The organism is Botrimarina colliarenosi, from assembly GCF_007859955.1.
Lineage (GTDB): Bacteria > Planctomycetota > Planctomycetia > Pirellulales > Lacipirellulaceae > Botrimarina > Botrimarina colliarenosi.
Map to the genome: position 1 here is coordinate 1224826 of NZ_SJPR01000001.1, position 14237 is coordinate 1239062.

The window sequence follows — 14237 nt, forward strand, 5'->3', positions numbered from 1 at the left end:
GTGGCGTTCTCCGCGTCCTCCGCGATCTCCGCGGTAAAATCCCCCACCGAGCCGTGGCGTTCTCGGCGTCCCAGCGGTTCCCTTGATCACGCCGCCCCCCGCAGCCGACAATGGAGGGCTCTCCCACCCAGGATAACCGATGAGCAGCGCCGCCCCCTCCGCCACTAGCCAAGTTCCCGACGCCGCCGGCCGTTTCGGCCAGTTTGGCGGTCGGTACGTGCCCGAGACCCTCGTCAAAGCCCTTGAGGAACTGACGGTCGAGTACGAGAAGTCGATCCGGGACCAGGCGTTCCAGACCGAGCTGGCCGAGCTGTGGCGGGATTTCGTGGGGCGGCCCTCGCCGCTCTACCACGCCAAGCGGCTCAGCGAGACCTGCGGCGGCGCCCAGATCTACTTCAAGCGCGAGGACACCAACCACACCGGCGCCCACAAGATCAACAACACGCTCGGACAGTGCCTGCTGACGATGCGGATGGGCAAGACCCGCGTGATTGCCGAGACCGGCGCCGGCCAGCACGGCGTCGCCACCGCCACGGCGTGCGCCCACTTCGGCCTGCCGTGCGTCGTCTACATGGGCGAGGAAGACATCCGCCGGCAGTCGCCCAATGTCTTCGCGATGAAGCTTCTCGGCGCCGAGGTGCGGCCGGTCTCGACCGGTTCGAAGACGCTCCGCGACGCGATCAACGAGGCGATGCGCGACTGGATGTCGTCGGTCGAGACGACGCACTACATCCTCGGCTCGGTCGTTGGCCCGCACCCGTTCCCGCGGATCGTGCGCGACTACCAGTCGGTGATCGGCAGCGAGACGATCGCCCAGTGCCAGCAGAAGCTCGGCCGGCTGCCCAACGCGGTGGTCGCCTGCGTTGGCGGCGGCTCGAACGCAGCCGGCATGTTCTACCCGTTCGTCGATCACACCGAGGTCGAGCTCATCGGCGTCGAGGCCGGCGGCCGCAGCGACAAGCCGGGCGATCACGCCAGCCCGCTCACGTACGGCCAGCCGGGCGTGCTGCACGGCAGTTTTTCGTACGTGATGCAGGACGAGGACGGGCAGACGTGCGACGTCCACAGCATGTCGGCGGGCCTCGACTACCCGGGCGTCGGCCCCGAGCACAGCTACTGGAAAGACGCCGGCCGGGTGACGTACACCAGCTGCCAAGACGGCGACGCGATGAAGGCGTTCGACGCCTGCGCGTCAAGCGAAGGGATCATGCCGGCCCTCGAGACAGCGCACGCGGTGGCGAAAGCGATGGAGCTGGCGGCCGGGCGTTCGAAGGACGAGGTGATCGTCGTCTGCCTCAGCGGCCGCGGCGACAAGGACGCGATGGAGATCGCGCGGCTGAAGGGGGTCAGCTACGGCTGAGACTTCGATGACCGAGGAAGCGTTAGCGTCGAGAATCGAGGCATTGGGCTTAGGTCCTTTTCGAGAAGAGATAATCGAATCGGCGGAAGCGTGTCTATCGGTAACCACGAGTCGTGATGAGTCACGCCCCTGTGAAATCGGGTCGTCGAAAATTGGCGGTGATCCTGACCTGCCAGCCGATCTCGAATGGCCGAGGGCATCGGAGAATAGCCTCCACTTCATCGCGCAGTTCAAGCTTTCAGAGCTGCCGCCGATCGCTAGTACCAGTCTGCCATCGGTGGGCATGCTGTACTTCTTCTACGACATGAATGGCCAGCATTGGGGTTTCGATCCGGAAGATGGCGAAGGCCATCGAGTGCTTTACTCGGAATGCGAAACGGGCTTGTCTCGACGGTTGCCCCCTGATGACATCGCCAACGACGACGCGGTCTTGGAGTGTCATCTGCAAGTGGCGAAGTCTTTCTCCCTGCCCTCCGATCCTCCCAGCGGCGTTTCTTTTGAGGGAGATCAGGCGCAATGGGACGCCTATTTTGAGCTCACTGAAGGCTCTCACCAACTCCTCGGCCTCCCTTCTGAAATCCAGAATCCAATGGAGCTCGAATGTCAGTTAGCGAGCAACGGCCTGTATGTGGGTGACGCTTCCGGGTACCAAGACATCCGAGCAAAGGCCCTTGAGGAAGGGGCAACTGACTGGCGGCTGCTCTTCCAAATGGATTCGGATGATGACGCCGGGATCATGTGGGGCGATGGAGGGATGATCTACTACTGGATTCGAAAGCAGGACCTTGCCGCGAAGCGATTCGAAAAGAGTTGGTTGATTTTGCAGTGCTATTGATCCGCGATTATCAACGACCCTGCCCGACAGTGGGTTGAGCCCAGTAGACTTAGCGAACTCCGCCTTCCCACTTCCCACTTCCGACTTTGTCTGCTCGATGCCCGCAATCCCCGACCTCTTCGCCAAGCTCCGCACCGAGAAACGCAAGGCCCTGATGCCGTTCGTCACGGCGGGCGACCCCGACCTGGCGTTCACCGCCCGGGTGCTGCGGGAGGTTGTCGGCCGGGGGGCGTCGATGTGCGAGGTCGGCATTCCGTATAGCGACCCGATCGCCGACGGGCCGGTGATCCAGGCGTCGTACACCCGGGCGCTGGAGAAGAAAATCAAGCTCGCGGCGATCCTCGAGATGCTCGGCGACACCTGCCCCGACCTCGGGGCGCCCGCCGTTACGATGGTCAGCTACGCGATCATCTACCGCCACGGCGTCGAGAAGTACTGCGACGACGTTGCTTCGCGGGGCGTCGCGGGGCTGATCGTTCCCGACCTGCCGCTCGACGAGTCGGCCGGCCTGGCCAAGATCGCCGGCGAGCGCGGGCTGTCGCTGATCCAGCTGGTGACGCCCACCACGCCGCGCGAGCGGGCGGTGCGGATCTGTGAGACCTCGACCGGCTTCGTCTACTACGTCTCCGTCGCCGGCATCACGGGCGAGCGGACCGAGCTGCCGCCCGACCTGGTCGACAACGTCGGCTGGCTGCGGACGCAAACCGACCTGCCGATCTGCATTGGGTTTGGCGTCAGCAAGCCCGAGCATGTCCGGCTGCTATCGCCGGTGGCGGACGGCCTGATCGTCGGCTCGGCGATCGTCAAACGGATCGCCGAAGCGGCCACCCGGCCCCAGGCAGACGTGCTGAAGGAAGTCGGCGACTACGTGGCGACCTTGCTGGCGGCCCTCAGGTAATAGGGGCCATTGAGCGGCACGGCGCTAGCCGCCGGTAGCTTGGTTCGGTCGGCTTTGAATACCGATTACCGGTGGCTAGCGCCGTGCCGCTCACTTCTTCGCGGGGCCATCTTCCGCGGACCGTGGCTAATTCCTGTAGCCCGGATTAGGCCGGCGCCGATTTTATTCGTTGGCCCGATTTTGGCGTCGATCCCCATTTTTGGCGTCGACCCCATTTTTGGCATCGACCCAAGTCGCCAACTAAAATATTGGTAGCAAACCAGGCGGCGGAAACGGCCCGGCGGCTCCGGCTGCTGGGCGGTCTCCGCAACACCCACGACGACGCGTCCGCGGGAGTCCTCTCCACGGGCGGCGGTTGGGGTTCAGCGGCGTCGGTCGAAAGGCCGCCCCAACCGATCGCGATGTGGCCCGCTCCCCGAGCGACGCGGCGTTCCTAACGCCAAGCGTACGGAGAGCGACCAGCCATGCGAGACGATCGTCCCGAGGCCGACCAACGTGAGTCGTCCGCCCGTCGGTTCTTTGCCGGCGTCACCGAGCAGGCCTTTATGGTCGAACTCGGCGTCGCCGATCCGCTGCTCATCGACTACGTCGCGAGTCTCCTCACCCGGTTCCTCGCGTCGGACGACATCTACTCGGTCCGCAGCGTCCGGGGCGAAAGGTTGACGCAGGTCGCCGACATGCTCGCCGAAGCCGAGGCCCGCCGCGGCTCCGCGAAGCGGCAACTCCACCGCCACATCGGCGACTTCACGCTCTTCTGGACGGGCGTCTTCCCCGACATCGCCAAGCGCAACAAGCACCTCGGCGGCAAGGACGCGCTGCTCGATTACCGCGAGATGGGCAAGCGAAGCTACGCCGCCGCCAGCCGCATCCCGGTCGATCGTGAGACAGCGCCGAGCCAGCTGTTGGAACGGCTCAGCGACGAGTTCGAGCTCTGCGTCTACGGCCTCGGCGAAGTCCGCAAGGCGTGGGAACAAGCCGAAGGGGGGCCGCTGCTGGTGTAGGCGGTCAACCCGCCGCCACGACGACGCCCACGATCGCCACGACGATCGCCGGCGCGATCAGCGCGAAGAGCCACACCCACGCCGCCCGGTGGGCGAAGTTCAGCGTCCAGCCCATCCAAGGGATCGGCTTCGAGACCCACACACGCGCGTCGCGCGGGCTGTTGTAGACGCCCCAACGCCAGTTGGTGGGGTCGTTCCACTCGGCGTCGTTGATTTCTTGGATTTCTTGCTGGTCCATGGCGTGTCGTCAGTTTACAACGCGACGCCAAACATAATCCTGAGCCGTGGGCGCAAGCCCTCGGAGTGGCGCTTTCTCGCACGCCACTCCGAGGGCTTGCGCCCACGGCTCAGGTTTTGTGGGGTGCTTTGATTTCTAGTCGGTCAGGACCTCTTCGCCGGCGATGGTGCTCATGGCCATGAGCCAGCCCCAGCGGTCGATGACATCTTGGTCGTCCGGGTTCGTGAAGCTTGGCACGTCGCGGATCCCGTTGGGGTTGATCCCGATCGCGACACCGTTGCGGCTGGTGCTGAGGGCCTCGGTGTGGCCGTCGAGGAAGACGAACATCGTCACGCCCGGGTGGGCGCCGCCGCCGAACAGTTGGACGCCGCGGTTGCGCTCGCCCTGCTTCACGCCGTTAGAGTCGGGGCTCTCGGCGAGGCCGTCCTCGGTGCCGCGGAGGATGACGTTGAGGTTGTCGGCGGCGAGGAAGCAGGTGTCGCCCTGGGCGGTGTGCCGCTGGGCGTCGTCCCAGTCGCCGAGGAGCGGCGGGATGTGCTTCTCACCGATGGCCAAGGTCTTCGACATCCCGTCCGTGACGTTGCGGGAAGCGATCTTCGAGTTGCTGAAAACCGGGCCGGCGAGCGACCAATCGACATGGCCGTCCTTAAAGTCGACTTCTCCCTCGACATAATCGTTGTCCTCCATGCCCATGTCCTCTTCGAGGCCGGCGTTGGCGGCGTAATCGCCGAGCACCGCGACCCCGCGCGGCTCGCCGTTGGCCCCGCCACCTTGACCGCCGTTGTCGAAGTCACGGTCGGCAGCCGCGGGGCGGCGACTCGGGCAGGCGTAGACCTCGATCGGCGTCCGCATCGCCGCGGCGTTCGCTTCGGAGTGGACGGGCTCGCTCGGGACGTGCGCGTCGTAAATCGACTGCTCCTCGAGCTGCGGCAGGATCAGAAACGCCCACGACACGCCGTACTCGTCGGTCGAGGTCCGACCGTTGGGGAATTGCCCCTTGGCGTCGTGGAAGTTTTGGACCGCTAGCCCGATCTGCTTGAGCTGCGAATTGCACTGGGTCCGCCGCGCCGCCTCACGAGCCGCTTGCACGGCGGGCAACAGCAGCGAGACGAGGATGCCGATGATCGCGATGACGACCAGCAACTCGACAAGCGTGAAGGCTCGGCGCTCCCTGAGGGGGGGCGTCGTAAGAACGATTGGCATGGAACAACCCTGTTGCGGGACCTACCGCGTCGCGGCTCTTGTTGGACTCTGGCACTCTATGCGCGAGAACCCACAAGACCAGGGCTTTTTCAGCAGGAGGCGAGCTCCGACGGGCCCTCCCTCCCCTCGACGCCGGGGCAAAGGAGAAATCTCGTCGGTCACGCCTTGCGGCCGTCGACCGCGACGCGGCCAATGCTGTGGTAGCAGTAGCCGCGGGCCTTCATGCGGGCCGGGTCGTAGAGGTTGCGGCCGTCGAAAACGACATGGCCCGCCATGAGCTGGTAGATCTCGGCGAAGTCGGGCTGGTGGTACGCCTTCCAGTCGGTGCAGATACAGAGGGCGTCCGCGCCCTTGAGGGCCTTGGTCGCCGATTCGCTGAACTCGACGCCCTCGGTTTCGGCGGCGACGTTCTCCATCGCCTCGGGGTCGTGGGCGACAACGGTCGCGCCGGCTTCCTGCAGTTGGCGGATGAGCACCAGGGCGGGCGCCTCGCGGATGTCGTCGGTCTCCGGCTTGAAGGCGAGGCCCCAGATCGCGATCCGTTTGCCCGACAGGTCGCCGTCGAAGTGCGTCTTGACCTTCTCGAAGAGGACCGTCTTCTGCCGCTCGTTGACGTTGTCGACCGCGCGGAGCATCTCGGGGACGTTCCCCTTGTCTTCGGTCATCGCGGTGAGGGCGCGGACGTCTTTGGGGAAGCAGCTGCCGCCGTAGCCGACGCCCGGGAACAAGAACGCGAAGCCGATGCGGCTGTCGTGGCCGATGCCGCGGCGGACGTCGTTGATGTCGCCCCCCATCTTCTCGCAGAGATTGGCCATCTCGTTGATAAAGCTGATCTTGGTCGCCAGCAGGGCGTTGGCCACGTACTTGGTCATCTCGGCCGACTCGGGCGACATCGAGAGGAAGGGCTTCTCGGTCCGCAGGAAGGGGGCGTAGAGCTGCTGCAGCTTGTCGCTCACTTCGGCGCAGCGGACGCCGACCACGACCCGGTCGGGTTTCATGAAGTCGTCGATCGCGGCGCCCTCTTTGAGGAACTCCGGGTTGCTGGCGACGTGGCAGTCGCGGCCGGTGAGCTCCTTGAGCATGCCAAAGATCTTGGCGTTGGTGCCGACCGGCACGGTGCTCTTGGTGACGACGATCGCGTCCTCCTGCAGGTGGGGGGCGAGCGCCTTGGTGACGGCCCACATCGCCGAGAGGTCGGCCGAGCCGTCGTCGCCCTGCGGGGTGCCAACCGCCAGGTAGATCATCTCGGCCGTTTTAACCGCCGAGGCGGTGTCGGTCGTGAAGTGCAGGCGCCCTTCTTCGGCGTTGCGGAGGACGAGCTCCTTGAGGCCCGGCTCATAGATCGGAATGACGCCGCTCTTCAGCCCGGCGATCTTCTTCTCGTCGATGTCGATGCACGTGACGTCGTTACCGCTATTGGCGAAACAAGTGCCCGTGACGAGGCCGACATAGCCGGTGCCGATGACTGCGATCTTCATTGCGTACCGCGAAAGAGGGAAGGAGTAATGGGCTGCCTGCTGATCAGCGCGGCGGGGGGTGGAGTCGATTGGCCGTCGGAGGCCGTTCTCGAACCGTCATGATAGTTCTGGCGTCCCATTCGTCGAGCCGGCGGCCATTCCTACGGCATGAAACCCGCTAGCCATCGCCCCAACCCGCAATCGCGTCAGACCCGTTCGGGCGTAATCGGCAAAATTGATCTAAACGTGACGGCGGGACGGAAGATACCGGAAACTTTCCCTGAGGGGAGGGCGAGCCGGGTTGTGACGCTTCTGCGGGTAACGAGGTGGCGAAACCCCTCTGCTCGGGGACTGCGGGAACGCCTTGCCTGTTTCTTCGTTCTGTGCCGCCGCGCTCTGGCGGGACTCCGCAGGGGATTTACCGCAGCGGGGCGCCGAAATGCGACCCATGTTTCGGGGCGTCCGCTGAAGAACCGCCCCCCATGCCGCGCCTCTTGTGGCGCTAGTTCCCCAACCTGCTGTTCACGAGAGAGACGAAACATGTTCATGACGAAGACGAAGACATCCCGTATCAACGCCGAGTTGGCGAACGCAACGCCGGCCGACGACTCCAAGGCGGTCCTCGACGCGTTTGGTCGCGCCCAGGCCGTCATCGAGTTCCAGCCCGACGGCACGATCGTCACGGCCAACGACAACTTCCTCTCGGTCCTCGGTTACTCGCTCAGCGAGATCCAAGGGAAGCATCACCGGATCTTCATTGACTCGGCCGAAGCGTCCACCGACGCCTATCGCACGTTCTGGAACGACCTGGCCCGCGGCAAGTTCGCCGCCGGCGAGTTCAAGCGGATCACCAAGTCGGGCGAAGAGGTCTGGATCTCCGCGTCGTACAACCCGGTCCTCGACGAGAGCGGCCGCGTCACGAAGGTCGTCAAGATCGCCTCGGACATCACCTCGACCAAGCGCAACGGCATGGAGCAGGACGCCCTGTTCGACGCCCTGAGCCGCTCGCTCGCCATCATCCAGTTTCAGAGCGATGGGACGATCCTCAACGCCAACGAGAACTTCCTAAAGACGCTCGGCTACTCGATCGACGAGGTTCGCGGCAAGCACCACCGCATCTTCTGCGACGCGGCTTACACCAACACCAACGAGTACGAATCGTTCTGGAAGCAGCTCCGCCGGGGCGAGTTCGCTGCCGGCCGCTTCCAACGCTTCGCGAAGGACGGCACGGAGGTCTGGATCCAGGCGTCCTACAACCCGGTCTTCAACGCCCGCGGCGAGGTTATCCGGGTCGTCAAGCTCGCTTCGAACATCACCAAGGAAGTCCAGGTAGAGCTCGCCAACAAGAAGGAAGCGCAGGCGGTCGGCCACAGCGTGGCGACGAGCACGACGGAGATGGCGGCGACGATCGAGGAGATCAGCAAGAACGTCTCGCGGACGGCGAGCCTCGCCCAACAGGCCGAGGGCCACGCCCAGGTGTCCACGACGGCGACCGACGCCCTGCAAGAGAGCAGCCGCGCGATCGGCAAGGTGGTGGGCGTGATCCAGGAGCTGGCCGACCAGACGAACCTGCTGGCGCTCAACGCAACGATCGAGGCCGCCCGCGCGGGCGAGAGCGGCCGCAGCTTCGCGGTCGTCGCCAACGAGGTGAAGGACCTCGCTTCGGAGACCTCGAAGGCGACGCAGAGCATCGAACAGTCGGTCAAGGAGATCCAGACCCGCATCACCGAGGTCTCCGAGTCGATCGGCAAGATCACCGAGAGCGTCACGGAGGTGTCGGGGAACACCAACACCGTCGCCGCCGCGATCGAAGAGCAGTCGATCACCATGAGTGAGTTGTCGAAGACCGCCGAAGGCCTTGTCAGGCTCTCGGAATAGCACTTATCGCCGCCGCTCTTGCAGCGGGGGACGATGCCAACTGGGGCAGCTGGCGGCGGGGGCGTTCCGGAAGGGACGTCCCCGCCGTCTTTTCGTTGGCGGGCCAAGACTTCCTCGCCGTCGCGCCGTCGATGGCGTGCGGTTCCATCGCCCGAACCACTTCTTGGTGCGGCAACTCCAGAATGGCCCCCGGTGTGAGAAACCACACGGGTTGGCTTCGGGAAGATGAAGGCGCACGGCGCCGATTCGTAACCGACGGTTCAGGGATCCAATTTCGCCGGGCTTCCCCAGCCGCCTTCTTTGGCTAGTCCCAACAAACTCCGTCCGCAGAGAGACCCAAATCATGTTCATGACCAAGACCAAGTCGTCGCGTATCAACGCCGAGTTGGCGAACGCAACGCCGGCCGACGACTCCAAGGCGGTCCTCGACGCGTTTGGTCGCGCCCAGGCCGTCATCGAGTTCCAGCCCGACGGCACGATCGTCACGGCCAACGACAACTTCCTCTCGGTCCTCGGTTACTCGCTCAGCGAGATCCAAGGGAAGCATCACCGGATCTTCATTGACTCGGCCGAAGCGTCCACCGACGCCTATCGCACGTTCTGGAACGACCTGGCCCGCGGCAAGTTCGCCGCCGGCGAGTTCAAGCGGATCACCAAGTCGGGCGAAGAGGTCTGGATCTCCGCGTCGTACAACCCGGTCCTCGACGAGAGCGGCCGCGTCACGAAGGTCGTCAAGATCGCCTCGGACATCACCTCGACCAAGCGCAACGGCATGGAGCAGGACGCCCTGTTCGACGCCCTGAGCCGCTCGCTCGCCATCATCCAGTTTCAGAGCGATGGGACGATCCTCAACGCCAACGAGAACTTCCTAAAGACGCTCGGCTACTCGATCGACGAGGTTCGCGGCAAGCACCACCGCATCTTCTGCGACGCGGCTTACACCAACACCAACGAGTACGAATCGTTCTGGAAGCAGCTCCGCCGGGGCGAGTTCGCTGCCGGCCGCTTCCAACGCTTCGCGAAGGACGGCACGGAGGTCTGGATCCAGGCGTCCTACAACCCGGTCTTCAACGCCCGCGGCGAGGTTATCCGGGTCGTCAAGCTCGCTTCGAACATCACCAAGGAAGTCCAGGTAGAGCTCGCCAACAAGAAGGAAGCGCAGGCGGTCGGCCACAGCGTGGCGACGAGCACGACGGAGATGGCGGCGACGATCGAGGAGATCAGCAAGAACGTCTCGCGGACGGCGAGCCTCGCCCAACAGGCCGAGGGCCACGCCCAGGTGTCCACGACGGCGACCGACGCCCTGCAAGAGAGCAGCCGCGCGATCGGCAAGGTGGTGGGCGTGATCCAGGAGCTGGCCGACCAGACGAACCTGCTGGCGCTCAACGCAACGATCGAGGCCGCCCGCGCGGGCGAGAGCGGCCGCAGCTTCGCGGTCGTCGCCAACGAGGTGAAGGACCTCGCTTCGGAGACCTCGAAGGCGACGCAGAGCATCGAACAGTCGGTCAAGGAGATCCAGACCCGCATCACCGAGGTCTCCGAGTCGATCGGCAAGATCACCGAGAGCGTCACGGAGGTGTCGGGGAACACCAACACCGTCGCCGCCGCGATCGAAGAGCAGTCGATCACCATGAGTGAGTTGTCGAAGACCGCCGAAGGCCTTGTCAGGCTCTCGGAATAGCACTTATCGCCGCCGCTCTTGCAGCGGGGGACGATGCCAACTGGGGCAGCTGGCGGCGGGGGCGTTCCGGAAGGGACGTCCCCGCCGTCTTTTTTTAATGGGTCGGGCGTCGTCCCCCCTCCCTTGCAGGGAGGGGTCGGGGGAGGGTCAACGCGATCAGCACAAGACAACTCCCCTGTGCCGTGAACGAACACCCTCCCCTAGCCCCTCCCTGAAAGGGAGGGGGACCGCTTCGCTATTCGGCGGCTTCGGCCGCAGGCGTCTTCGCGGGCTGCTTCTCCCAGGGCCACGGCTCAACCGGGATCGGCACGCGGAGCGACCAATCGTCGGCCCCGGCAGGGATCTGCGCCGCCATGTCGACCATGGCCTGTTCGTCGGCAGTGAGCTTATCGGGGGCGCCGTCCACCTCACGGATCTTTATCCCCTCGAAGGTCTGCGATGGCCCATAGTAGCTCTGGTCATGACTGCCGCCGTCGTCGACGCCATTGGCTCCGCACGAGTAGAGCAGGTAGCCGTCGTCCGTCAGCCGATACAGGAAGGGGGCGTCTGTGAAGGTGTCAACGGGCAGCTTCGGCAGCACGGCGGGAACGAGCTCGTCGAGCGACGCCGGGTAGGCGTTGTGATCGGTGCGATAGATCGCGAGGGCGAGAGCGAGGCGAGTCGCCTCGTATTTCGTCTTGTCACGTCCCGGTACAGTCAGCTCCCATTCAAATGTTACCGAAAAGCTAGCGAGTACGGCTTGGCTTATCACGCCCGCCCGACCTGCTGGCGTGAGCAACCGCATCGGCTCGGCAAACGGATCGATCTGGCTGACAAGCGCGTAGTCATCGGCAAGCTGTTGAAGGGCGTCGGCTTGCTGTCGGGGCGTCGGCAGCTTGTACGCAGCGTCCTTTCTGTCGTGGTACTCGTTTAACGCGACGAGCACAGGGTTCCAATCGATGGAGGTACGGGACGCCAACCCTAATAGCGGGTCGGTGGGTTGTAACCAAGACTCAAGGAAGGTTGCCTCTCCTCGGATGAGGGAATCGAGTCCGTACCAGCGTTCGCCTTCGATAGTGCGGACGATATCGCAAGCCGGCGGAGAACCATCGAGCACTTTGAGCAGCCACCGCAGGGTGGCTCCGGGCGTTGCGGGGTCCGCCGCCAACGCTTGAATCTGCGCCATTCCCATGCCTTCGAAAGCACTCGCAAGCAACTGATCAATCATCAGTCGACCGCGCCCCACGTGATGAGCCATCTTGAGGAGGCTCACCGATTCATGGGCGGCGTCGTCGTAACGCTTGCAACCAAGTGCGTAGTTGCAAAGCAGTTCCAAGTGGCGAGCCGCGCTACGTATTAAGGAGATTTGGCGATTCCCAAGTTCTGCCATCTTCCCGCCGGCGAGATGCTCGGGGGCGGGTAAGTAGAAATGCGATTTCTCCGCGGCGTCGTGTAAGCGATCGAGCCCGGCGCGATTCGCTTCGATCCACTCGGCCGCAAAGGGAAGGTCTTCCGCCGTCCAGGGACGGTCGAGCGCCAGCCAAACCAACTCTTCAACGCGGATGTCGCCTGCTGCTTGGTCATCGGTCGCCGACCAGAAGGCTGCGTCATTGGTTCCGTAGAGAGTCGGAAACCCTCCACCGAAGTCGATTTCTTCACTAGCCGGCGGGCCTGCGATGTTGGCCGGCTTCGCGACACGAGACCGATAAAGCCGCGCTGCTGCTAGGTTCATCGCATCGCCACCGTACGTTTCGATCCGTCGTGTCGGATTGGGAACGTCCGGCATGCCCAGCTCTTCGATGAGCAGCTTGGCTTCCGTGGGCGAGTAAGCGTCGTCACCTTCGGGCCACATCGCTTCGAGCAGCGGGATCGCTCCGTTGTTGTCCGGTGTGACGTCCTTACGCATTTTGGCGAGCAGCGCCGCCGCGTAGTCGGGCAGGCCGTCCGCGGCGAGCGGCGTCGTCCGGTGCGTCGTCGCTTTGCTGATGACGATTGGCGGGTTCGGCCCGAACGTCACGTAGAGGACAAGGCCCACCGCGGTGAGCGTCGCCAGCGCAAGCAGCCACCACGGCAGCGTCGACTTCTTGGTCCGGCGGTGGCGGTCGATTGGCGAGTCGAACATGCCAGTTTATCAGGCCGCCTGCGACGGCGCCGGCGTGACCTGGGGGGCCGGCGTGTCATGGGGGCAGTCCCATTCGCGCCAATCGGGCGTCGGGCAAGGAACGTCACGGCGGCCGCTCGCGATCGCCAGCGCGCCCCGCACCAACGCCTCGGCGCCGCAGCGCCAGGTGGTGGGCGAGAGGGGTTCGGCCGTGGCGAGTTCACGCCACAGCCGCCAGGCGGTGGCGAGGTTGCCGTTACGGGCCGCCTGCCGGGCCCATTTGCCCCGCGGGTCGGAGAGCTTGCGCTGCGAAGGCTCGCGGCGGGACAGCGGCGCCAACCCGCGCTCGGCCCGCGCTTCCAACAGCAACTGGGTCATCCGTTGCGACTGTTCGGTCCGGCGGTTCCAACAGACCGAGCCGGGATGCAGCCGGTAACGCAGCAACGGTTCGGCGAGGTTGGCGAGCCGGCCCGTCAGCGCGAGCCGCAGCCAGAGATCGGCGTCCTCGACCCACTCGTAATCGGCCCGGTAGCCGCCGGCGGCGAGGACCGCATCGCGACGCATCAAGACCGTTGGGTGGGCGATCGGCGCCGCGCCGGCAAGAAGCGCCGACTCGATCGCCTCGTGCTCGGTCGGGCACGGCAGGGTCCGCAGCAGGTCCCCTGTGGGGTCCATGGTCGTCACCGCCGAGCCGACGAGCGCCACCTCGGGGTGTCGCCCGACAAAGTCGAGCTGCGTGGCCAAGCGGTGCGGCAGCGCGACGTCGTCGGCATCGATCCGGGCGATCCATTCGGCCCGCGCCTCGGCGAGGCCGCGGTTGAGCGCCGCCACGATGCCAGCGTTGGGTTGGTCGATAATTCGGAACCGAGGATCGGCCGCGGCAAAGTCACGGAGGATCGCCAGCGAGCCGTCGGTCGAGCCGTCGTTGACGCAGACCGCCTCCCAATTGGCGAACGTCTGCCAGCGGAGGCTGGCGAGCGTCTCGCGGAGGTATCGCTCGCCGTTGTAGACCGGCAGGACGAAGCTAGCGGCGGGGTGTGGTGTTGCGTTGGGGCGTGGCATGGCGGCGGGATCGTCGCCGACGCCTGCAGATCGGCACAAGATCGATCCGGTGTGTGGTAAATTGCGGGGCCCCCGCCGTCCCACGCTAGCACACCCGCCCGCCCGATGCCCTGGACCCAAACGACGCTCGACCTGCCGCCGCTGCCGCGGGGGTTTCACCTGATTACCCGCCGCGTTGTGGAGGCGATGCCGGAAATCGCGGGAACTCGGGTGGGGGTGTTGCACGTCTTCATCCAGCACACGTCGGCCAGCCTGACGCTCAACGAGAACGCCGACCCCGACGTGCGGCACGACCTCGAGCAGGCGTTCAACCACCTGGCGCCGGAGGCCTTCCCCCACACGCACACCTGCGAAGGCCCCGACGACATGCCGGCCCATGTGAAGGCGTCGCTGCTGGGCGCCAGCCTGTCGGTCCCGGTCCGCGACGGCCGGCTCGCCCTCGGGACCTGGCAGGGGATCACCCTCTGCGAGCACCGCGACCACGCCGGCGGTCGGCGGCTGGTTCTCACCCTGTGTGGCGATGAGCTAGGCTAGCAGGACCGCT

The 14237-nt window shown here is 65.2% G+C and carries 12 protein-coding genes; 7 read left to right on the forward strand and 5 right to left on the reverse strand.

Annotated elements, in window-relative coordinates:
* The first annotated feature begins 139 nt into the window (after positions 1-139).
* The 4 genes from trpB to Pla108_RS04750 all read left to right on the forward strand — a co-directional run bounded on the left by trpB (position 140) and on the right by Pla108_RS04750 (position 4094).
* On the forward strand, positions 140-1360 hold the full coding sequence (gene trpB, locus Pla108_RS04735) for a tryptophan synthase subunit beta (protein WP_146443517.1): 1221 nt from the start codon (positions 140-142) through the stop codon (positions 1358-1360).
* A 7-nt stretch (positions 1361-1367) separates the two neighbouring features.
* On the forward strand, positions 1368-2195 hold the full coding sequence (locus Pla108_RS04740; protein ID WP_146443519.1) for a YwqG family protein: 828 nt from the start codon (positions 1368-1370) through the stop codon (positions 2193-2195).
* Between the two features lie 97 nt (positions 2196-2292).
* Entirely contained in the window at positions 2293-3093 is an 801-nt protein-coding gene (trpA, locus tag Pla108_RS04745; protein ID WP_146443521.1) for a tryptophan synthase subunit alpha, read from the forward strand.
* A gap of 464 nt (positions 3094-3557) precedes the next feature.
* Positions 3558-4094: a hypothetical protein gene (locus Pla108_RS04750; protein ID WP_146443523.1), complete on the forward strand. Its 537-nt coding sequence runs from the start codon at positions 3558-3560 to the stop codon at positions 4092-4094.
* A gap of 4 nt (positions 4095-4098) precedes the next feature.
* Here the strand turns inward: Pla108_RS04750 and Pla108_RS04755 are convergent, their stop codons facing one another.
* From Pla108_RS04755 to Pla108_RS04765, 3 genes are all read right to left on the reverse strand, one after another.
* Positions 4099-4332 carry a DUF5808 domain-containing protein gene (locus Pla108_RS04755; RefSeq protein ID WP_146443525.1) on the reverse strand — a complete coding sequence of 78 codons (234 nt, stop codon included), beginning with the start codon at positions 4330-4332 and terminating at the stop codon, positions 4099-4101.
* A gap of 135 nt (positions 4333-4467) precedes the next feature.
* Positions 4468-5535: a DUF1559 family PulG-like putative transporter gene (locus Pla108_RS04760; RefSeq protein WP_146443528.1), complete on the reverse strand. Its 1068-nt coding sequence runs from the start codon at positions 5533-5535 to the stop codon at positions 4468-4470.
* Between the two features lie 158 nt (positions 5536-5693).
* Complete coding sequence (locus tag Pla108_RS04765; RefSeq protein WP_146443530.1) at positions 5694-7013, reverse strand: UDP-glucose dehydrogenase family protein; 1320 nt, start codon at positions 7011-7013, stop codon at positions 5694-5696.
* A 525-nt stretch (positions 7014-7538) separates the two neighbouring features.
* Here Pla108_RS04765 and Pla108_RS04770 point away from each other — a divergent pair.
* Entirely contained in the window at positions 7539-8870 is a 1332-nt protein-coding gene (locus Pla108_RS04770; protein ID WP_197526245.1) for a methyl-accepting chemotaxis protein, read from the forward strand.
* A gap of 349 nt (positions 8871-9219) precedes the next feature.
* A complete protein-coding gene (locus tag Pla108_RS04775) occupies positions 9220-10551 on the forward strand; it encodes a methyl-accepting chemotaxis protein (protein WP_197526246.1) in 1332 nt (443 codons plus the stop codon).
* A gap of 235 nt (positions 10552-10786) precedes the next feature.
* On the opposite strand, the gene Pla108_RS04780 is transcribed toward Pla108_RS04775, so the two are convergent.
* Together Pla108_RS04780 and Pla108_RS04785 are read right to left on the reverse strand one after the other, a co-directional pair.
* Entirely contained in the window at positions 10787-12652 is a 1866-nt protein-coding gene (locus Pla108_RS04780) for a hypothetical protein (protein ID WP_146443535.1), read from the reverse strand.
* Between the two features lie 9 nt (positions 12653-12661).
* Entirely contained in the window at positions 12662-13693 is a 1032-nt protein-coding gene (locus Pla108_RS04785; protein WP_146443536.1) for a glycosyltransferase family 2 protein, read from the reverse strand.
* A 105-nt stretch (positions 13694-13798) separates the two neighbouring features.
* Here Pla108_RS04785 and Pla108_RS04790 point away from each other — a divergent pair, with 105 nt between their 5' ends.
* The gene (locus Pla108_RS04790; protein ID WP_146443537.1) at positions 13799-14227 is read left to right on the forward strand and encodes a secondary thiamine-phosphate synthase enzyme YjbQ; all 429 of its coding nucleotides are present in this window, start codon (positions 13799-13801) and stop codon (positions 14225-14227) included.
* Positions 14228-14237: the final 10 nt, after the last annotated feature.